The following is a 20679-nucleotide window of genomic DNA, read 5'->3' on the forward strand; positions in this document are numbered from 1 at the left end:
GCCAGATCATGAAGGGCATCATCCTGGCCGGCGGCACCGGCAGCCGGCTCCATCCGGCGACCACGGTGACCAGCAAGCAGCTGCTGCCGATCTACGACAAGCCGATGATCTACTATCCGCTGACGGCACTGATGCTGGCCGGCATTCGGGAGATTCTGGTCATCACCACGCCGCGCGATGCCGAAGCATTCAGTAATCTGCTGGGCAATGGCAGCCAGTGGGGCGTCTCGATCTCCTATGCCGTGCAGCCCGAGCCCAAGGGCATCTCGCAGGCCTTCATCATCGGTCGCGACTTCATCGCCGGCGAGCCCTGTGCGCTGGTGTTGGGCGACAACATCTTCTACGGCGAGGGCTTCGGCACCATCCTGCAACGTGCGGCCAGCCGGAAAGAGGGCGCCACTGTCTTCGGCTACTGGGTGGTGGATCCCGAGCGCTATGGCGTGCTGGACCTCAATGCCGACAAGAACGTCAAGGCGATCATCGAGAAGCCCAATCCCGCTCCCAGCAACTGGGCTGTCACCGGGCTGTATTTCTACGACAAGCAGGTCTGCGAGATCGCTGCGTCGCTCAAGCCATCCAAGCGGGGCGAGCTGGAGATCACCGATCTCAACAACGTTTACCTCGAGCGCGGCAGCCTGAATGTCGAACTGTTCGGCCGTGGCTTCGCCTGGCTGGATACCGGCACGCCCGACAGCCTGCTCGATGCCGGCAACTTCATCGCCACTGTGGAAAAACGCCAGGGTCTGAAGATCGCGGTGCCGGAAGAGATCGCCTGGCGTCAGGGCTATATCGATGCTGCCCAGGTCGAGAAGATGGCTGCCACCTATGGCAAGAATACCTATGGCGAGTATCTGCGGCTGATCCTGCGGCAGAACGACCGGTAACAGATTGCGCAGCGCCAATAAAAAAAGCCCGGGATCAACCCGGGCTTTTTCTTATCCGATAGATCGGTGTGATCAGGCCTGATCGGTCCGGCGCTGCCACCAGGCCTGGATTTCGCCGACGATGCCTTTGCGGAAGGCCATCACGACCACCACGAAGATCGCGCCCTGAATCACCAGCACCCATTCGCCGAAGCCGGCGAGGTAGTTCTGCATGGTGATGATGATGGCGGCGCCCACGATCGGTCCGAACACGGTGCCCATGCCGCCGACCAGCGTCATCAGCACCACTTCGCCCGACATCTGCCAGGTGACGTCGGTCAGCGAGGCGAGCTGGAAGACCAGCGCCTTGGTGGCGCCGGCCAGACCGGCCAGCGCGGCCGAGAGCACGAAGGCGACCAGCTTGTAGTGATCGACGCGATAGCCCAGCGAGATAGCACGCGGCTCATTCTCGCGGATCGCCTTCAGCACCTGGCCGAAGGGCGAATGGATGGTGCGCCAGATGATCAGGAAGGCGATGGCAAAGATCGCCAGCACCACATAGTAGAAGCTGTAGTCGTTGCGGGTCTCGATCAGGCCGAACAGGGCGCGGCGCGGGATCGCCTGGATGCCGTCTTCGCCGCCGGTGAACTTGGCCTGCACGCAGTAGAAGAACACCATCTGCGAGAGCGCCAGGGTCACCATGGCGAAGTAGATGCCCTGGCGGCGGATGGCGAGGAGGCCGGTGGCAAGACCGAGCACCGCGGCGCAGGCGGTGGCGGCCAGAATGCCGAGTTCGGGCGACCAGCCCAGCACCTTGACGGTATGGCCGCTGATATAGGCGGCGAAACCGAAGAACATGGCATGGCCGAACGAGAGCAGGCCGACATAGCCGATCAGCAGGTTGAAGGCGAGCGCGAACAGCGCGAAGCACAGCACCTTCATCAGGAAGACCGGATAGACCACGGCCGGCGCGACCAGGGCGACGGCAATGAAACCGGCAAAGATCAGCAGATCGCGGTTCTTGCGACTGGTGCCCGGCTTGACGGTAGTCGTGACAGGGGCGGCAGCGGTGGACATGGCAGAGACCCCTTACTTCTGGGTGCCGAACAGGCCGGCAGGCTTCACCATTAGCACAATGGCCATGATGATGAAGATGACGGTGTTGGAGGCTTCGGGATAGAAGACCTTGGTCAGGCCCTCGATGATGCCGAGTGCGAAACCGGTGATGATGGCACCCAGGATCGAGCCCATGCCGCCGATGACGACGACGGCAAAGACGATGATGATCAGGTTCGAGCCCATCACCGGGCTGACGTTATAGGCGGGCGCGGCGAGCACGCCGGCCAGCGCGGCCAGGCCGACGCCGAAGCCGTAGGTCAGTGTGATCATGCGCGGCACGTTGATGCCGAAGGCCTGCACCAGATCGGGCCGCTCGGTGGCGGCGCGCAGGTAGGAGCCCAGCTTGGTCCGCTCGATCATGAACCAGGTGCCGAAGCAGATCACCAACGAGGCGACCACGACCCAGGCGCGGTAATTGGGCAGGAACATGAAGTCGAGGCGCATGCCGCCGGGCAGCGGGTTGGCATAGGGCAGGCCCGACGAGCCGAACTGCTTGCGGAAGAAGCCCTCGATCATCAACGCCAGACCGAAGGTCAGCAGCAGGCCATAGAGATGATCAAGATGATAAAGGCGCTTGAGGAACAGCTTTTCCAGCAGGATGCCGGTGGCGGCCACGATGACGGGCGCCAGGATCAGGGCGCCCCAATAGGGAATGCCGAGCCAGTTGAGCAGCATCCAGGCTGCGAAGGCACCCATCATGTACTGGGCGCCATGGGTGAAATTGATGACGTTCAGCAGGCCGAAGATGACCGCCAGCCCGAGGCTCATCATGGCATAGAAAGCGCCGTTGATCAGGCCCAGCAGAAGCTGGCCGAACAGCATTTGCGGCGCGATGCCCAACAACTCGAACATGCAGTGTCCCCCGAGAGAATAAAGGCGGAAGCGCCGGCCGGCCTGCCCGGCCGGCGCCCCGTAGACTTACTGACTTAGCTCTTCACCAGCTCGCAGCCACCGTCCTTGAGCGGACGGAAGGCTTCTTCGGCCGGGATGGTGGCGCGCAGATGCACGTAATCCCACGCACCCTTCGACTCCGAAGGCTTCTTGGCTTCGAAGAGGTACATCGGATGGATGTGACGACCGTCGACGCGGATGCTGCCCTTGCCGAACAGCTTATCGTCGGTCGGCAGTTCCTTCATCTTGGCCACAACCTTGGCGCCGTCAGCGTCGCTCTTCATCGCTTCCACGGCCTTCAGGTAATGGATAACCGACGAATACACGCCGGCCTGCACCATGGACGGGTAGTTACCCTTGTTCGCCGCAGCGAATTCCTTGGCGAAGGCGCGGTTGGTGTCGTTCAGATCCCAGTACCAGGCTTCGGTGAAGGTCAGGCCCTGGGCGGTCTTGAGGCCCAGCGCATGCACGTCGGTGATGAACATCAGCATCGCCGCCAGCTTCTGGCCGCCTTCGGTGATGCCGAATTCAGCCGCCTGCTTGATCGAGTTGATGGTGTCGCCGCCCGCATTGGCCAGGCCGATGACCTTCGCCTTCGAAGCCTGCGCCTGCAGGAGGAAGGACGAGAAGTCGGTGCCCGGGAAGGGGTGACGCACGGCGCCGAGAACCTTGCCGCCGGTATTCTTCACCAGTTCGCTGGTGTCACGCTCGAGAGCGTGACCGAAAGCGTAATCGGCGGTGAGGAAGAACCAGCTGTCGCCGCCGGTCTTCACCAGGGCCTTGCCGGTGCCGTTCGCCAGAGCCCAGGTGTCATAGGTCCAGTGCACGGTGTTGGGCGAGCAGGCCTTGCCGGTCAGATCCGACGAGGCCGGGCCCGAACCGAGGAAGACCTTGTTCTTCTCGCGGCTGATCTGGTTGACGGCCAGCGCCACCGACGAGGTCGGGACGTCGGCAACAACATCGACCTTGTCGACGTCATACCACTGGCGGACAATGTTCGAGCCGATGTCGGGCTTGTTCTGGTGATCGGCGAAGACCACCTCGACCTTCAGGCCCTTGGCGGCGGCACCGAAATCTTCAACCGCCTTGCGGGCGGCCCAGACCGAACCCTGGCCCGACAGATCGGCATAGAGGCCGGACTGGTCGTTCAGGACGCCGATCTTGATCACGCCGTCGGTAAACTGGGCGTGGGCGCTGCCGGCGGCCAGCAATGCTGCCGCAGAAACAGCCAATGTCTTTAAACGCATCGTTTCCTCCTTGGTTAAACCTGCCTGTTAAACACCGAGATATGTTTCAAGCTTTTTGGTCGAGCTTGCGACCTGATCATTCGGGATCATGTCGATGACCTTGCCGTGCTCGACGACGTAGTGGCGATCAGCCACGGTGCTGGCGAAGCGGAAATTCTGTTCTACCAGCAGGATCGTGTAACCCTTCTGCTTCAGCAGACGGATCATGGCGCCAATCTGCTGCACGATGACGGGGGCCAGACCCTCGGTCGGCTCGTCCAGCAGCAGGAAGTTCGCGCCCGTGCGCAGGATACGGCCGATGGCCAGCATCTGCTGCTCACCGCCAGACAGCTTGGTGCCCTGGCTTTTCAAGCGTTCCTTCAGATTCGGGAAGATCTGATAGATTTCATCCAGGCTCATGCCACCGTTCTTGACGATCGGCGGCAGCGTCAGGTTCTCGTAGACATTGAGCGAGGAGAAGATGCCGCGCTCTTCGGGGCAGAAGGCCATGCCCATCTTGGCGATCTTGTTCGACGGCAGCTGAATCAGCTCCTGGCCTTCGAACTGCACCGAGCCCTTGCGGCTGGCGATCATGCCCATGACGGCCTTCATCGTCGTGGTCTTGCCGGCGCCGTTGCGGCCCAGCAGGGTGACGACTTCGCCCTTGTTCACCTCGAACTGCATGCCGTGCAGGATATGGCTCTCGCCATACCAGGCATTCAGGTCGGATACGGCCAGTTCAGCCTTGTGCATGGCCGGTCCCCATATACGCTTCGATGACTTCCGGGTTCTTCGACACGGTCTCGTAGTTGCCTTCGGCGAGGATTTCACCACGGCGCAGCACCGTGATGGTGTCGGACAGCTTGGCGACCACACTCAGGTTATGCTCGACCATCAGCACGGTGCGGTTGGCCGAGACCTTCTTGATCAGGTCGGAAATCTTGTTGATGTCCTCGTGGCCCATGCCGGCCATCGGCTCGTCCAGCAGCATCATTTCCGGATCGAGCGCCAGCGTCGTGGCGATTTCCAGCGCGCGCTTGCGGCCATAGGGAAGCTCCACGGCCGTGTGGCGACGGTATTCGATCAGGCCGACGGCAGTCAGCAGCTCCTCGGCGCGCTCGTTCAGCGCGTTCAGGCTGCTTTCCGACTTCCAGAAATGGAAGCTGGTACCCAGCGGACGCTGCAGGGCGATGCGCACGTTTTCCAGCAGGCTCAGATGCGGGAACACCGCCGAGATCTGGAATGAGCGCACCATGCCGCCGCGGGCGATGTCCGCCGGCTTTTCCGCTGTGATGTCGCGACCGTTGTAGGTGATCGTGCCGCGACTGGGCGGCAGGAACTTGGTCAGCAGGTTGAAGAAGGTGGTCTTACCAGCACCGTTCGGGCCGATGAGAGCATGAATGGTGTGGCGCTTCACACGCAGGTTGACGTCCTTGACAGCAATAAAGCCGGCAAATTCCTTGGTCAGACCTGAAGTCGCAAGAATGTAGTCGTCGGCCATTATCCCGAACGCTCGTTTGGTTTTTGCTCCCTGACGGCCGGTCTTCCGGACGCGGTGCAAATCAAACGGGATTCCCCCCCGATTGTAAATAGTCTCGGGCGTGCAAAGCGTTGCGAGGGAAATTAAGAAATTTTATGCCTAACTTCGCGCCAGGTCGGGTTCTGCAGGGCTATTGGCTGCTTCCCGGGCGGCCCGGCGGGCCAGTTGGTGCTCGCGATAGGTAATGTAGGTTGCAGACCCGAAGATCACGGCGCCGCCGATCCAAGTCCACATATCAGGCACCTGGCCGAAGAAAATGAAGCCGACCATGGCCGCCCAGATCAGCTTGGTGAAATCCAGGGGCATCAGCATGGTTGTATCGCCATACTTGAAGGCCTCGGTAAACAGCATGTGACCGGCCGAGCCGCAGGCGCCGAGGATGAACAGCAGCAGCAACTGGTCCATGGTCGGCCACTGCCAGACGAACAGTGCTGCCACAAAAGTGATCGGTATCAGGAAGACCACCATGTAGGTGGCGATGGTCAGGCTGGAATCGGTGCGGGCCAGAATCTTGATGTCGATCATCGAGCCGGCCCAGAGCACGGTCGAGCCCAGCACCAGCAGCGGGCCGAGGCCGATCGGCACAAAGCCCGGCCGCATCACGATCAGGGCGCCGACGAAGCCGATCACCAGGGCGGCGATGCGGCGGGCGCGCAGCGTTTCACCCAGGATCAGTACCGCGCCGACAGTCATGAACAGCGGCGCGGTATAGGACAGCGCCGTGGCTTCGGCCAGCGGCGTGATCGCCAGCGCAGTGAAGAACATCATCATGGATGTGCTGTTCAGCGCACCACGCACGGCATGCAGATGGATCTTGGTGGTTTTAAAAGCGCGAAACCGGCTGCGGGCGATCGCGGGGAACAGCACCACAAAGCCGAACAGGTTGCGGAAAAACGCCACTTCGATGGGGGGCAGGCCTTGCGACACCTTGGCGACCAAGGCATGCATGGCGACAAAGCACAGCGTCGAGCCGATCATCATCGCCATGGCTTTGAGCAACGGGGACATGGCGGGGGCCGGTGTGACGACAGGAACTTCGGACATCTGCTCTGTGTAGCGCTAAAATATTAATATTTCAGGTTGTCGGACTCGCGAACATTGCAAAAAACGCAACTCTCTCATGCGCTGCCGATCCAGGCCGTACTGCCCGCTGTTTGTGCGGCTTTGACACAGTCGGCCAATCTGGTGGTGCAGGCGCCGCCGGGATCGGGCAAGACCACGGTGCTGCCGCTGGCGCTGCTGGATGAGAGTTGGTCGCAGAAGGGCCGCATCATCGTGCTGGAGCCGCGCCGGCTGGCTGCACGCATGGCGGCCAAACGGATGGCCGATCTGCTGGGCGAGGCGGTGGGCGATACCGTCGGTTATCGCGTCAGGCTCGACAGCAAGGTCGGACCGAAAACACGGCTGGAGCTGAACACCGATGGCGTCTTCCTGCGCCGCCTGCAGCGCGATCCCGAATTGCAGGGCATCAGCGCCGTGCTGTTCGATGAATGTCACGAGCGTGGTCTGGAATCCGATGTGGCGCTGGCACTCTGCCTGGAGGCGCAGGCGGCGCTGCGGCCCGATCTCAAGCTCATCGCCATGTCGGCTACGCTGGATGCGGCGCCGTTTGCCCGCCTGATGGGCGATTGCCCGGTGGTGACGGGTGAGGGCCAGAGTTATCCGGTCGAAACGCGCTGGCGCCCGATGGCGGCGCAGGCCCGTCTGGATGCGGCTGTTACCGATACTGTGCGGCAGGCGCTGGATGAAACCCAGGGCGACATCCTGGTATTCCTGCCCGGCATGGCCGAGATTCGCCGCGTCGAAATGCAGCTCGGCGACAGCCGGCTGCCGGCCGGCGTGCAGGTGCATCCGCTCTATGGCGATCTGTCCGGCACGCAGCAGGACCTGGCGCTGCAGCCCAGCCCCGCCGGTCAGCGCAAGATCGTGCTGTCGACATCGATTGCAGAAAGCTCGCTCACCATCGAAGGCGTGCGCGTGGTGGTCGACAGCGGCTACATGCGGCAGCCGCGCTTTTCGCCCAGTACTGGCATGGCAAAGCTGGAAACGCTGCGCGTCAGTCAGGCCTCGGCCGACCAGCGTCGCGGCCGCGCCGGTCGCCTTGGCCCCGGCATCGCCTATCGCCTCTGGGCCGAAGCGGCGCATGGCGGGCTGGCCAGATTCACCGCGCCGGAAATCGCCGTCACCGACTTGACCTCGCTGGCGCTCGATCTGGCCGCCTGGGGTGTGCGCGATGCCAATGCGCTGTCTTGGCTGGATGCGCCGCCGGCAGCAGCGATGCGCTATGCGCAAAGCCTGCTGCAGGACCTGGGCGCGCTGGCTGTCGATGGCGCGATCACGCCGCATGGCCGGGCGATGGCCGATCTGCCGCTGCATCCGCGACTGGCTCATATGGTGATCCACGGCAACGAGATGGGATTGGGCGGTTTGGCCTGCGCGCTGGCGGCTCTGCTGGGCGAACGCGATATCGCCAAGGTACCCAAGGGTGCACCGCGCGACGCCGATCTGCGCTGGCGGCTGGAGATCGTCGCCGGCGAGTCAGAACGCGATACGACGCCGCACGGCCTGCGCGTCGACATGAATGCCGTGCGCCAGATCCGCAAGCTGGCCGGCGACTGGCGACGCCAGATCAAGGCGACGCCGCATGCCGGATCGGTGGAAGAGGCGGGCATTCTGGTGGCGCTGGCCTATCCTGACCGCATCGCCAAGCGACGTGCACCGGGCAGCTTCTTGCTCAGCGGCGGTCGTGGTGCCAAGCTCGATGCGCTGGATGCCCTGAGCAGCCAGGATTATCTCGCCATCGCCGAAGTCGACGGAGCGCAGGCCGATGCGCGGGTTTTTCTGGCCGCGCCTTTAAGCGAGGCAGAGATCGAAACGCAGTTCGCCGCCGCCATCACGACACGCGAGCATGTTGAATGGGACGACCGCAGCGAAGCCGTGCTGGCGCGTCAGCAACGACGGATCGGCGCCTTGGTGCTGCGGGAAAAACCACTGCGCGACCCTCCCGCCGATGCCATCCGGACTGCGGTGCTGGAGGCGATCCGCAAGAAAGGCATCGCGGCGACACTGCCCTGGACCGATGGATTGCGGCAATGGCAGGCGCGCGTTGCGCTGTTGCGGACGCATCTGCCCAAGGCAGCCGAATGGCCCGATATGAGCGATGCGGCGCTAGGCGAACGGCTGGACGACTGGCTTGCGCCTTATCTGGACGGCATCACCAAACTGTCTCAGTTATCGAGTATTGATCTGCATGCGGCGCTGACCGGGCAGCTGGATTATGCGCAGCAGAAGCTGCTCGATGCCGAGACGCCGACCCATTGGCGCGTGCCATCGGGTTCCAATATCCCGCTGGACTATGCATCCGGTGACGTGCCGGTCCTGGCGGTGCGGCTGCAGGAGATGTTCGGCTATGCCGATACGCCGGCCGTGGCGGGCGGCAAGGTCAGGCTGCTGCTGCATTTGCTGTCGCCGGCGCGCCGGCCATTGCAGGTCACGAGCGATCTGGCCCGTTTCTGGCAGTCGAGCTATCGCGCTGTGCGGGCAGAGATGCGTGGCCAATACCCGAAACACGACTGGCCGGAAAACCCGCTGGCGGCGCAGCCGACCACGAGGGCAAAGCCGCGTCAGCGCTGAACCGGCAGGCTGCGATAATCGAACACCCTGCATTTGTGTCTGGCGGCAACGAACTGTCTCTTGTTGTTGTCATGCTCCCTCCGTAGAGTCGGGGCATGGCTTCCGAGCGCCGCAATGATGTACGCATACTTTACGGCGATCCGGCGCAGGGTACACGTTCGCTGTACCGGCAGGCGCTGATCGGAGCCGGCTACACAAGTCTCCGCGAATTCGACAACCTGGAGGGCTTCGCCGATCTGATCGCCGTGGCGCAGCCCGATCTGGTGTTCATGGATGTCAGCTTGCCCGGCGGTAATGCCGTCCAGCTGGTCAGCGATCTGCGTCAGGGTCGGCTCAACGGCATCAATCCCTATCTGCCGGTCATCCTCACCACCTGGGAAGCCGAACATGCCATGGTGCGCCGGATCGTCGACTCCGGTGCCGACGATCTGCTGATCAAGCCGCTGTCCACCAAAGCGCTGCTCGACCGGATCGAGACCGTCGGCATGAACCGCAAGCCCTTCGTCGTCACCTCGGATTACATCGGGCCTGACCGGCGCAAGGCGGACGCCCGGCGCGACAGCACCGTGCCGCTGATTGCCGTGCCCAATCCCATGCGCGCCAAGCTGACCGGTGAACCCATCGATGCCAAGCTGCTGCAGCAGGGCATCATGGCCGCCAATGAGGAGATCAACCAGCAGCGCCTGCGCGCCTCGGCTTTCCGCATCTCATTCGTCGCGGAGCAGATTGTGCCGCTCTACAAGGCGGAAACGCCGCCGACGCCGGAAACTCTGACCATGCTGCGCGATCTGATCGTCTCGGCCGAGGAGATCCAGCGTCGGGTCGGCAATAGCGCCCTGGCGTCGGTCGCGCAGATTTGCGACCGCCTGCTGGTGCCGGCGCGGCAAATGGCGGAGCAGGGCGAGGCCTTCGCTTTTGCCGCGGACTGGAAGAAATCCTTCGACCTGCTGAAAAGCCTGTCGGATGCCGTGCTGGTCTTTTTCAATCCCGACCAGGATGCCTCGATACTGGCCGGCGAAGTCGCCTCGGCTATCGATCGCTTCCGCGCCCGCAAGGCACGCGAGGCAGCGCCGGCAGGCGAAGGCGAAACCGCTCCCCAACCGTAAAAAGCGCATAAAAAATCCGCGCCGTCCCTGGGAACGGCGCGGATCGGGGTATTCGTGCGTGTGTGCTTAGTGGGGCTTGAGATTCTGCAGGTGCAGCGTCTCGTCCAGGCCGGTGGCGGCCAGCACCTGGAAGCCGCCGTCCCACACCATCTCGAAAGCGACATAACAAATGATGGCGACACCGACGTAGCCCAGGATGCGATACTTATCGAGCAGCTTGGCAATGGCCTTGGAGGCGATTGCCGTCAGCGCGATCGACAGGATCAGGCCGAAGGCGAGGATATAGGGATAGGCGCGGGCGGCGCCGGCAACAGCCAGCACGTTGTCGAGTGACATCGACACGTCGGCGATGACGATCTGGATGATTGCCTGCTTCATCGACTTGGGGGCATCGTCGGCTTGACCGGCCTCTTCCGCAGCCTGATGGCGCAGTTCGGAGAACATCTTCCAGGCAACCCAGAAGAGCAGGATGCCGCCGAGCAGGATCAGGCCGATGACGGCCATCAGCTGGACTGCAATCCCAGTGAAAAGCAGACGGAGTACGGTGGCGCCGATGATGCCCCAGAGAATGCCCTGGTTACGCTGCTTTTCGGGCAGGCCAGCAACGGCCAGACCGATCACGATCGCATTGTCGCCCGAGAGGACAATGTTGATCATGATGACTTCGAAGAGGGCGCTGAGCTGGGCGGGAGAGAGCGTAAAACCGAGGAGCGAGAAATCCATCACAGAGGGCCTTGATGTCAGGAATAAAGATTAATGATGCGGCGGGGCGGCACTCTAGGGGCAAACCGGAATGCAGGGTATCGGGCGACTCACTTTGTTTATGAAGATTTTATTTTTTATGGGAATTTTATGCAGGCGCTGGCAACTTGCGCTTGTCGGGCTCTTTGCTACCTATGACGCCTCGTTGTTTGACCTGATTGCTGGCCATGACCACTGATGCTGCCCTGTTCACTCTGTCGCCTGGCCGCAGCCCGCTGCTGGTGAATATTCCGCATGCCGGCCTGGGCTTAAGTCCGGGCCTTGCTGAACGGCTGACGCCGCATGCTGCGCGGTTGGCCGATACCGACTGGCATGTCGAGAAGCTCTATGACTTCGCACCTGCGGCGGGCGTTGGTCTGATGGTCGCCACGCATTCGCGCTATGTGGTCGATCTCAATCGCGATCCCGCCGGTCGCGCGCTGTATCCAGGCGCCGACAATACAGAACTCTGTCCGACCGGAGGGTTCGACGGCATGCCGCTGTATCGTGATGGCGAAGCGCCGGCCGCAGGCGAGATCGCGGCACGTGCCGATACCTATTGGCGCCCCTATCACGAGCGTCTTGCTGCCGAGCTGGACATTATCCGCAAACGTCACGGCTATGCCATTCTGCTGGATGGCCACAGCATCGTTTCGGAGGCGCCGCGTTTCTTCCAGGGCAAGTTGCCTGATCTCAATCTCGGGACGAACGAAGGCCGCAGCTGTGAGCCTGACCTGGCTGCGGTTGCCTATGGTGTGCTGAGTCAGTCCGAAGGCTTCACGCATATCCATAATGGTCGTTTCAAGGGTGGCTATATTACCCGTCATTACGGCCAGCCGTCCGATGGCGTGCATACTCTGCAGCTGGAAATGGCACAAAGCTGCTATATGGATGAGGCAAACCTGGAACACTGGGATGTCCAGCGCGCTGCGCCTCTGGCAGCCGTGCTGCGACGTCTGGTGGATGCACTGCTGCAGTGGCGACCTTCTGCATGAGCGAGACTGGCGAAAAGACCCTGCCCAAGATGCGATACCCGCTGACGCGCTGGTTCGCACTGTTCCTGATGCTCGGTCTGCCGATTGCGGTCGTGGTCATACTGGCCTGGCTGGGTGGCGCGCTGACCCCGCGAGCAGCCTGGAGCCTGTTGGCTGCATTGTTAGGCATCGTCGCTGTCTTCGCCGGGTGGCACACGCTGGTCGCCTGGCGCGTGCTGCGCAGCACCGACGAGATTGCTGGTGTGGAAAGCCGCACCAGCAGCGACTGGGGCGCTTTGACCATGATCGGTGAACTGGGCGTGACGGTGGAGCGTCTGCGCAATACGCTGCTGGATGAAAAAGGCCAGATCGCGCTGCAGAGCACCACGGCGGATGCGATCCTCAACGCGCTGCCCGATCCGGTGCTGCTGCTGGATGGCACGCGCACGATTGCGCGCGCCAATTTTGCCGCCCGCAAATTCTTCGGCAATGACATTGTCGGCAACGATCTGACGGCAGCGCTACGCCATCCCACCGTGCTGCAGGCTGCCGATGAAGTCCTGAGCGGCGAAACCGGCATGAGCGCCGTCGACCTGACCCTGCCGGTCCCGGACAGCCGCAGCTTCTCCCTGCGTGTCGTGGCCTTGCCGGCGGCCCGCGAAGATACGGTGGCCGTGCTGGCGCTGCATGATCTGACGGCCTTACGCAAGGCTGAGAAGATGCGCGCCGATTTCGTCGCCAATGCCAGTCACGAGCTGCGCACGCCGCTGGCCTCGCTGGTGGGATTCATCGAGACCCTGCAGGGGCCCGCCAAGGATGACGAGCCGGCGCGGATACGCTTCCTCGGCATCATGCGCGACCAGGCCGGTCGCATGTCGCGGTTGATCCAGGATTTGCTGTCGCTGTCGCAGATCGAGATGCGCGAGCACGACCATCCATCGGAACCGGTGGCGCTGGCGCCGCTGCTGCGCGACGCTGCCGCCGCGCTGGAACCGCAGGCCAAGGCCAAGAGAATCCAGATTGCGCTGTCGCTGGACGACCGCCTGCCGCCGGTGCGCGGTGCCCGCGACGAGCTGATGCAGGTGTTCCAGAACCTGATCGACAACGCCATCAAATACGGCCGGGCCGAAAGCACGGTGACCGTGCGGCTTGGGCCGGTGACGACGGGCGAGGGGCAGGAGGTCGGGATTCGCGATCAGGGCGAGGGCATCCCGCGCGAACACCTGCCACGCCTGACCGAGCGATTCTACCGGGTCGACTCGGCACGCAGCCGGGATTTGGGTGGAACGGGCCTTGGCCTGGCCATCGTGAAGCACATCGTGAACCGCCATCGGGGCCGGCTTGTCATTGAATCCGAGCTCGGCCAGGGCAGCGAGTTCATTATTCGTATGCCGAACGTTCCCGATATAATCGAGACAACCGCTGAGACGGTCTAGCGTTGTCATATCAGTGACATACAACTGAAATATCCATGTCACCGGGTCACCCTACGAGTGGCGGCGCCGGTCGAGACACTGTCACCCCCTCGTCCGGTTGGGAGCGCAAGTCAGGCGTTCCCGCCACCCGGCGCACATCCGGTGCGTCAGAGGAAACCACGATGAGGTATACCGTGATCAACAAGGCTCTCCTTTTCGCCGGCTTGGCCGCTGTGGCGTCGCTCGGTCTGGCTGAACCGGTCGCTGCGCAGCAGGCGCGCGACCAGATCCGCATTGTCGGCTCGTCGACCGTTTATCCCTTCACCACCACGGTGGCCGAGCGTTTTGCCCAGACCGGCGGCTTCAAGGCCCCGATCGTTGAGAGCACCGGCACCGGCGGCGGCATGAAGCTGTTCTGCGGCGGCGTCGGCACCCAGCACCCCGACATGACCAATGCCTCGCGTCGCATGACCAAGGCCGAGTTCGAAGCCTGCGCCACTGCCGGCGTGAAGGACATCGTCGAGATGAAGGTCGGCTTCGATGGCATCGCCGTCGCCCTCAAGAAGGGCTCGACCGCCGTCGATCTGAAGCGTGAAGACATCTGGCTGGCGCTCGCCGCGCAGGTGCCGGTGAACGGCCAGCTTGCCGCCAATCCCTACAAGACCTGGAAGCAGGTCAATGCCAGCCTGCCGGATTGGAAGATCGAAGTGATGGGTCCGCCGCCCACCTCGGGCACCCGCGACAGTTTCGTCGAGCTGGTGATGGATGTCGGCTGCAAGAAGTTCCCGGAAGTGAACGCCATTGCCGACGCCAAGGCCAAGGCCACCGCCTGCGGCAAGATCCGTGAAGACGGTGCCTTCATCGAAGCCGGTGAAAACGACAACCTGATCGTCCAGCGTCTGGCCTCGGGCCAGCAGGGCCTGATGGGCGTGTTCGGCTTCTCCTTCCTCGAAGAGAACATGGACAAGCTGCAGGGCGCCAAGGTGGACGGCGTGGAAGCCACCTTCGAAACCATCTCCGATGGCAAGTATCCGGTGTCGCGTCCGCTCTTCGTCTATGCGAAGAAGGCCCATATCGGCGTCGTGCCGGGCATCAAGGAATTCCTCGCCGAGTATGTCAGCGACCGCGCTATGGCGCAGGGCGGCTACCTGGAGAAGAAGGGCCTGGTTGCCATGCCGAAGAAGGAGCTGGACTCAGTCCGCTCGCAGGTCACCGGCCTGACCAACCTGGCTATGTAAGAACGGCTCCGGCGGCCGGGTGACCGGCCGCCGGGACTTTTTCACGACGTTCCGTTTTCGATTACGCCGCATATGCCCCGGGGAAGACGATGTCACTGCCGCTGCTGTTACTGGTTCTTCTCGGACTGACGATCGTCGGCTACCACCTCGGTAAGTCCCGCGCGCTGGTTTCCGCCGGGGACAAGATCCGCAACCTGCACTCCCTGCCTATGTTCTATGGCTGGTATGTCGTGGTCTGGTGCGGCCTGCCGGCGCTGCTGCTGTTCGGCATCTGGATTTCCTTCGAAGATGCGCTGGTGCGCCAGCTTGTGATCTCCGAATTGCCGGAAACCATCCGTCGCCTGCCGGCCGACCAACTCGGCCTGGTTATTTCCGACATCCGCAACATGGCTTATGGCAACATCCCGCTCGACAAGGCTGATGCAACCATCCGCCCGGTGGTGGAGCATTACATCAGCCTGCGCCAGATCGGCACGACCGCTCTGTGGGTGATCGTGCTGGCGCTGGGCGTCAGTGGCCTGCTGTATGGCCGCAGCCGCATCACCGCCGATTTCCGGGCACGCAACCGGGTCGAGCAGGTCGCCAATATCCTGCTGATCATTAGTTCCACGCTCGCGGTCATGACCACCATCGGCATCGTGCTGTCGCTGGTCTTCGAGGCGCTGCGCTTCTTCGCCGCCGTCAATCCGATGGAATTCCTGTTCGGCCTCACCTGGTCGCCGCAGATGGCGATCCGCGCCGATCAGGTTGGCTCCTCGGGTGCCTTTGGCGCCGTGCCGCTGTTTGCCGGTACGCTGCTGATCGCTGCCATCGCGATGATCGTCGCTGTGCCGGTCGGCCTGATGGCCGCCGTTTACATGGCGGAATACGCCGCACCGAAGGTGCGCGCCTTTGCCAAGCCCGCGTTGGAAGTTCTGGCCGGCATCCCGACCGTGGTCTACGGGTTCTTCGCCGCGCTGACGGTTGCGCCATTCATCCGCGAGGCCGGTGAAAGCATCGGCCTGGCCGTCGCCTCGCAATCCGCGCTGGCTGCCGGCCTGGTCATGGGCATCATGATCATTCCCTTCGTGTCGTCGCTGTCCGATGACGTGATCAATGCCGTACCGCAGAGCCTGCGCGATGGTTCATTCGGCCTTGGCGCCACCAAGTCGGAAACCATCAAGCGCGTGATCCTGCCGGCCGCACTGCCCGGCATCGCCGCCTCCATCATCCTCGCCTTCAGCCGTGCGCTGGGCGAAACCATGATCGTGGTGATGGCCGCCGGTCTGGCGGCCAACCTGACTGCCAACCCGCTGGCGGCGGTGACCACCGTGACCGTCCATATCGCGTCGCTGCTGGTTGGCGACCAGGAGTTCGACAGCCCGAAGACGCTGGCGGCCTTCGCCCTTGGCCTCGTGCTGTTCATCGTCACGCTCAGCCTCAACATCGTTGCCCTGCGCATCGTCAAGAAATACCGAGAGCAATATGACTGATATTCTTGCCGACACCGCTCCGAACCGGGATCTGACCACCGTGGCGCCCGGCGTGCATATGACGGAGGAGGCGACCAAGCGTCTCCGCGCCCGGTATGCTGCGGAAAGCCGCTTCAAATTCATCGGCCTGGCCGCCATCCTGTTTTCGGTCGCCGCGCTCTGCGTGCTGCTGTCCACGATCGCCAGCGCCGGCTTCACGGCTTTCCAGCAGACTCATATCCGTCTGGATGTGGCGCTGAGCGCCGAGCAGATCGCACCGGTGGGCACCACCGATCCGCGCAAGATCATGCAGGGCAATTACGGCGGCATCATCCTTGAGACCCTGCAGAAGAAATTCCCCGAGGTGCAGAGCCGCGGCGACCGTCGTCGCCTGCAGGCTCTGGTCAGCGCCGGCGCTGAATCACAGCTTGCCCGCATGGTGGTTGCCGATCCCACGCTGATCGGACAGACCGTCAGTGTCTGGCTGCCGACATCGTCCGACATCGACGTCTTCGTGAAAAAGCAGGTTGATACCGCCGCGCCTGAAGAACAGCGCCGGGTCAAGGACAATCAGGTTACCTGGATCGATGCGCTGAAGGCGCGGGGCGATTTGGAGCTGCGGTTCAACACCCGCTTCTTCACCGGGGCCGACAGCCGCGAACCGGAACTGGTCGGTGTCTGGGGCGGTGTGGTGGGATCTTTCTACACGCTGCTGGTGACCCTGCTGGTCGCTTTCCCGCTGGGTATCATGGCGGCGGTCTATCTGGAAGAATTCGCGCCGAAGAATCGCTGGACCGAGGTCATCGAGGTCAACATCAACAATCTCGCGGCCGTGCCCTCCATCGTTTACGGCCTGCTCGGCCTTGCAGTGTTCATCGGCTTCTTCGGCATGCCGCGCTCGGCGCCGCTGGTCGGCGGCCTGGTGCTGGCGCTGATGAGCCTGCCGGTGATCATCATCGCTTCGCGCGCCGCTCTGCGCGCGGTGCCGCCCTCGATCCGTCAGGCCGCCATGGGCCTTGGCGCTTCCCCGCTGCAGGTGGTGCTGCATCACGTGCTGCCGCTGGCCATGCCCGGCATCTTGACCGGCACCATCATCGCCATGGCCCATGCCCTGGGCGAGACGGCGCCGCTGCTGATGATCGGCATGGTCGCCTTCATCGTCGACATCCCGGCCACGCCGGTCGATGCCGCCACGGTGCTGCCGGTGCAGATATTCATGTGGGCCGACAGTTCCGAGCGCGGCTTCGTCGAGAAAACCTCGGCTGCCATCATCGTGCTGCTGGTCTTCCTGCTGCTGATGAACCTGGCCGCCATCCTGCTGCGCAAGCGGTTCGAGCGTCGCTGGTAATCGTGTCTGTACGTTATATCCCTTTCGGAGCCATAAGGACTTTTCATGCAGAATGGTAGCGGTGTCGATCTCCGCCAGTCCGAGATCGAAGTTAAGATGGTGACGCAGAAGGTCGGCGTCTTCTATGGCGAAAAGCAGGCTCTGCGTGACGTCGACCTGCACATCCCGGCTCGTGCGGTCACCGCGCTGATCGGTCCGTCGGGCTGCGGCAAGTCGACCTTCCTGCGCTGCCTCAACCGGATGAACGATACGATCCGCGATTGCCGCGTGGTCGGCGATATCCGCCTTGATGCGCTGAACATCTATGACAGCCAGGTCGATGTCGTGCAGTTGCGGGCCCGGGTCGGCATGGTGTTCCAGAAGCCAAATCCGTTCCCGAAGTCGATCTACGAGAATGTCGCCTATGGGCCGCGCATTCACGGTCTGGCCGAAAGCAGCGATCATCTCGACCATATCGTCGAGACCTCGCTGAAGCAGGCTGGTCTGTGGAAGGAAGTCGGCAACCGGTTGCAGGAGTCAGGCACCAGCCTTTCGGGCGGCCAGCAGCAGCGCCTGTGCATCGCCCGCGCCATCGCGGTGGCGCCGGAAGTGATCCTGATGGACGAGCCCTGCTCGGCGCTGGATCCGATCGCCACGGCCCATATCGAGGAACTGATGGACGAGCTGCGCGAGCAGTACACCATCGTCATCGTCACCCATTCCATGCAGCAGGCTGCACGCGTGTCGCAGCGGACCGCCTTCTTCCATCTGGGCAATCTGGTCGAGACGGACGATACCAGGGTGATTTTCACAAATCCCAAGGACGAGCGGACGCAGGGCTACATCACCGGTCGCTTCGGCTGAGCAGAGTGAGGACATAGAAAATGCCGCAACATATTGTTCAGAAATACGACGACGAGCTGAAGAAGCTGTCGACCCTCATCGTGCAGATGGGTGGCCTGGCTGAATCACAGCTTTCCGCCGCCGTCGAGGCGATCGTGAAGCGTGACAGCAATCTGGCTGCTGAGGTAGTGAAGAGCGATACTAAGATCGATGCCCTGCGCAACCAGGTTGACGATTTCGCCATCGAGTTGCTGGCCCGGCGCCAGCCGATGGCCGACGATCTGCGCATTGTGGTCTCGGCCCTGCGCATCTCGTCCGAGATCGAACGCATCGGTGACTATGCCAAGAATGTCGCCAAGCGCGCGGTGGCGCTGAACCAGGCGCCGCTGGTGCGGCCGGTGCATGCCATTCCGCGCATGGCTGCCCTGGTGCAGGCCCTGATCAAGGACACGCTGGACGCCTATATTACTGCGGACGCCGCCAAGGCCGACGCGGTCTGGGCTCGCGATGAAGAGGTGGATGAACTGTACACCAGCCTGTTCCGCGAACTGCTGACCTACATGATGGAGGATCCGCGCTCCATCACCAGCAGCACGCATCTGCTGTTCATCGCCAAGAATATCGAGCGCATCGGCGACCATGCCACCAATATCGCCGAACTGATCCACTACACGGTGACGGGCGAGATGCAGAAGGAAGACCGCCCGAAGGGCGACGATACGGCCTATGCCGTGGTGAATGCGCCGGGAGGCCAGCGATGAATATCTCCATCAAGCCGCGCGTTCTCGTGATCGAGGACGAAGCGGCGTTGCTGGCGCTGCTGCGCTACAACCTGGAAAAGGAAAATTACACCGTCGACGAAGCGATGGACGGCGAGCAGGCCTTGCTGAAGGTGGCTGAACATATGCCGGACCTAATCCTGCTCGACTGGATGCTGCCGCGTCTATCGGGGCTTGAGGTCTGCCGCCAGCTGCGCCGCGATCCCAATGCCCGCAATGTGCCGATCATCATGCTGACGGCGCGTGGCGAGGAAGCCGATCGCGTGCGCGGCCTTGACGCCGGCGCTGACGACTATATCGCCAAGCCGTTTTCACCGGGCGAACTGCTGGCCCGCATCCGTGCGGTGCTGCGCCGCATCCGGCCGGCACTGGCGGAAGAGGTGCTGACCTATGGCGGCCTGGTGATGGATATCGCCACGCACAAGGTCACCCGCAACGGCCGTGACGTGCATCTGGGCCCGACGGAATTCCGCCTGCTGCGTTATTTCCTTGAGCATCCCGGTCGCGTGCTGTCGCGCGACCAGCTTCTGGATGCGGTCTGGGGTCGCGACATCTATGTCGAGCAGCGCACGGTGGACGTCCATATCCGTCGCCTGCGCAAGGCGTTGAACGGCAATGGCGAGATGGATGTGATCCGCACGGTGCGGTCGGCCGGCTATGCGCTGGAGCTGACCTCCGCCGCCGCCATGGCCTGATTTGTCGTCAGGATAAAGAAAAAGCCGGCCATCGCGAGACGGCCGGCTTTTTCATGTCTGCATGATGCGCGTCAGCGGCGGCCGGCGATCTGCTTCTTCATCGCGGTGAACAGTGCTTCGACCTTGCCGCCATTGTTCTGGATCACGGATTCGAACTGCTGGCGCTGGGTGAAGGCCATCGACACGCCCTCCACCACTACATCGGTGACCAGCGGCTTGCCGTCCTTCTCATGGGTCTTCCACTCGACGCGGATCGGCGGGCCGTTCTGGCGGTTGATCTGCGATTCCACCACCTGTTCGCTGCCGGCAGCCTTGACGCCGTCGCGCACGTCCAGCGTCTCGCCGTTGTACTGCGACAGCAGCTGCGAATAGACCTTCACCAGGTAGTCGAGGAACAGGCCGTGATATTCCTGCTTCTGGGCGTCGGTCAGGCCGCGGTTGTAACGGCCGAGGCAGAACTGGCCGACGGCATCCAGATCGAGATGCGTGGTCATCAGAGTGCGGACCAGACCTTCGCGCTTCTCCTGGGTCAGGGAGCGGTCGCCCAGAGCCTTGAGGGTGTCGCCACCGACTTCACGGATGAACTGGTCGGGGGCTGCGGCCCGGGCCGAGGCGACAGAAATGGCCTGCAGACCGAGGAAAAGACCGGTGGCAGCGGCGATCAGGAGAAAACGGCGGGAAAGCAGGGCTGACGGCATGGGGAATCCCGACTAAGAGGCGGAAGAGAATGGTTTTTTTGACAACTGATTATGGCGGGAACGCGGCCGAACCATAGCCTGACGATAGTTATATGGCGATGATTCTTTTTTGCCCTGCTTTTGGTACTACACAAATACAT

At 62.7% G+C, this 20679-nt stretch carries 19 protein-coding genes; 11 read left to right on the forward strand and 8 right to left on the reverse strand.

The features are described from left to right. Positions 1 to 8 precede the first annotated feature (8 nt). Positions 9 to 884 (forward strand): glucose-1-phosphate thymidylyltransferase RfbA, encoded by an 876-nt coding sequence (gene rfbA / locus AC1RRE_RS07875; protein ID WP_492980569.1) that lies wholly within the window; start codon positions 9 to 11, stop codon positions 882 to 884. Positions 885 to 956: 72 nt separating this feature from the next. On the opposite strand, the gene AC1RRE_RS07880 is transcribed toward rfbA, so the two are convergent. The 6 genes from AC1RRE_RS07880 to AC1RRE_RS07905 all read right to left on the reverse strand — a co-directional run bounded on the left by AC1RRE_RS07880 (position 957) and on the right by AC1RRE_RS07905 (position 6647). Next, the gene (locus AC1RRE_RS07880) at positions 957 to 1940 is read right to left on the reverse strand and encodes a branched-chain amino acid ABC transporter permease (protein WP_492980570.1); all 984 of its coding nucleotides are present in this window, start codon (positions 1938 to 1940) and stop codon (positions 957 to 959) included. Between the two features lie 12 nt (positions 1941 to 1952). Continuing rightward, the gene (locus AC1RRE_RS07885) at positions 1953 to 2834 is read right to left on the reverse strand and encodes a branched-chain amino acid ABC transporter permease (protein WP_492980571.1); all 882 of its coding nucleotides are present in this window, start codon (positions 2832 to 2834) and stop codon (positions 1953 to 1955) included. A gap of 74 nt (positions 2835 to 2908) precedes the next feature. Continuing rightward, positions 2909 to 4120 (reverse strand): ABC transporter substrate-binding protein, encoded by a 1212-nt coding sequence (locus tag AC1RRE_RS07890; protein ID WP_492980572.1) that lies wholly within the window; start codon positions 4118 to 4120, stop codon positions 2909 to 2911. A gap of 27 nt (positions 4121 to 4147) precedes the next feature. Beyond that, a complete protein-coding gene (locus AC1RRE_RS07895) occupies positions 4148 to 4852 on the reverse strand; it encodes an ABC transporter ATP-binding protein (protein WP_492980573.1) in 705 nt (234 codons plus the stop codon). Then, a complete protein-coding gene (locus tag AC1RRE_RS07900; RefSeq protein ID WP_492980574.1) occupies positions 4839 to 5600 on the reverse strand; it encodes an ABC transporter ATP-binding protein in 762 nt (253 codons plus the stop codon). The genes AC1RRE_RS07895 and AC1RRE_RS07900 overlap by 14 nt, the downstream gene beginning before the upstream one ends. Positions 5601 to 5738: 138 nt before the next feature. Continuing rightward, entirely contained in the window at positions 5739 to 6647 is a 909-nt protein-coding gene (locus AC1RRE_RS07905) for a DMT family transporter (protein ID WP_492980575.1), read from the reverse strand. 90 nt (positions 6648 to 6737) lie between these two features. Here AC1RRE_RS07905 and hrpB point away from each other — a divergent pair, with 90 nt between their 5' ends. Further along, complete coding sequence (hrpB, locus tag AC1RRE_RS07910) at positions 6738 to 9272, forward strand: ATP-dependent helicase HrpB (protein ID WP_492980576.1); 2535 nt, start codon at positions 6738 to 6740, stop codon at positions 9270 to 9272. A gap of 95 nt (positions 9273 to 9367) precedes the next feature. Continuing rightward, the gene (locus tag AC1RRE_RS07915) at positions 9368 to 10378 is read left to right on the forward strand and encodes a response regulator (protein ID WP_492980577.1); all 1011 of its coding nucleotides are present in this window, start codon (positions 9368 to 9370) and stop codon (positions 10376 to 10378) included. A 66-nt stretch (positions 10379 to 10444) separates the two neighbouring features. On the opposite strand, the gene AC1RRE_RS07920 is transcribed toward AC1RRE_RS07915, so the two are convergent. After that, positions 10445 to 11101, reverse strand: a complete 657-nt coding sequence (locus AC1RRE_RS07920) for a TerC family protein (protein ID WP_492980578.1) — start codon at positions 11099 to 11101, stop codon at positions 10445 to 10447. 206 nt (positions 11102 to 11307) lie between these two features. On the opposite strand from AC1RRE_RS07920, the gene hutG reads away from it, so the two are divergent. The 8 genes from hutG (at position 11308) to phoB (ending at position 19841) form a co-directional block, all read left to right on the forward strand. After that, the gene (hutG, locus tag AC1RRE_RS07925; RefSeq protein WP_492980579.1) at positions 11308 to 12114 is read left to right on the forward strand and encodes an N-formylglutamate deformylase; all 807 of its coding nucleotides are present in this window, start codon (positions 11308 to 11310) and stop codon (positions 12112 to 12114) included. Between the two features lie 698 nt (positions 12115 to 12812). Next, complete coding sequence (locus tag AC1RRE_RS07930) at positions 12813 to 13529, forward strand: ATP-binding protein (protein WP_492981338.1); 717 nt, start codon at positions 12813 to 12815, stop codon at positions 13527 to 13529. Between the two features lie 161 nt (positions 13530 to 13690). Beyond that, positions 13691 to 14746, forward strand: coding sequence for a PstS family phosphate ABC transporter substrate-binding protein (locus tag AC1RRE_RS07935; RefSeq protein ID WP_492980580.1), 1056 nt, complete (start codon positions 13691 to 13693; stop codon positions 14744 to 14746). Between the two features lie 89 nt (positions 14747 to 14835). After that, on the forward strand, positions 14836 to 16218 hold the full coding sequence (gene pstC / locus AC1RRE_RS07940; RefSeq protein WP_492980581.1) for a phosphate ABC transporter permease subunit PstC: 1383 nt from the start codon (positions 14836 to 14838) through the stop codon (positions 16216 to 16218). Positions 16219 to 16276: 58 nt separating this feature from the next. After that, on the forward strand, positions 16277 to 17545 hold the full coding sequence (gene pstA / locus AC1RRE_RS07945) for a phosphate ABC transporter permease PstA (protein WP_492981340.1): 1269 nt from the start codon (positions 16277 to 16279) through the stop codon (positions 17543 to 17545). 96 nt (positions 17546 to 17641) lie between these two features. Beyond that, the gene (pstB, locus tag AC1RRE_RS07950) at positions 17642 to 18388 is read left to right on the forward strand and encodes a phosphate ABC transporter ATP-binding protein PstB (protein WP_492981341.1); all 747 of its coding nucleotides are present in this window, start codon (positions 17642 to 17644) and stop codon (positions 18386 to 18388) included. A 20-nt stretch (positions 18389 to 18408) separates the two neighbouring features. Continuing rightward, on the forward strand, positions 18409 to 19128 hold the full coding sequence (gene phoU, locus AC1RRE_RS07955) for a phosphate signaling complex protein PhoU (RefSeq protein WP_492980582.1): 720 nt from the start codon (positions 18409 to 18411) through the stop codon (positions 19126 to 19128). Beyond that, positions 19125 to 19841, forward strand: a complete 717-nt coding sequence (gene phoB / locus AC1RRE_RS07960) for a phosphate regulon transcriptional regulator PhoB (RefSeq protein WP_492980583.1) — start codon at positions 19125 to 19127, stop codon at positions 19839 to 19841. The genes phoU and phoB overlap by 4 nt, the downstream gene beginning before the upstream one ends. 71 nt (positions 19842 to 19912) lie before the next feature. Here phoB and AC1RRE_RS07965 read toward each other — a convergent pair whose 3' ends face one another. Continuing rightward, complete coding sequence (locus AC1RRE_RS07965) at positions 19913 to 20539, reverse strand: MlaC/ttg2D family ABC transporter substrate-binding protein (RefSeq protein ID WP_492980584.1); 627 nt, start codon at positions 20537 to 20539, stop codon at positions 19913 to 19915. Between the last annotated feature and the right edge of the window lie 140 nt (positions 20540 to 20679).

It is taken from the genome of Ferrovibrio sp. GW821-FHT12D07, assembly GCF_058807275.1.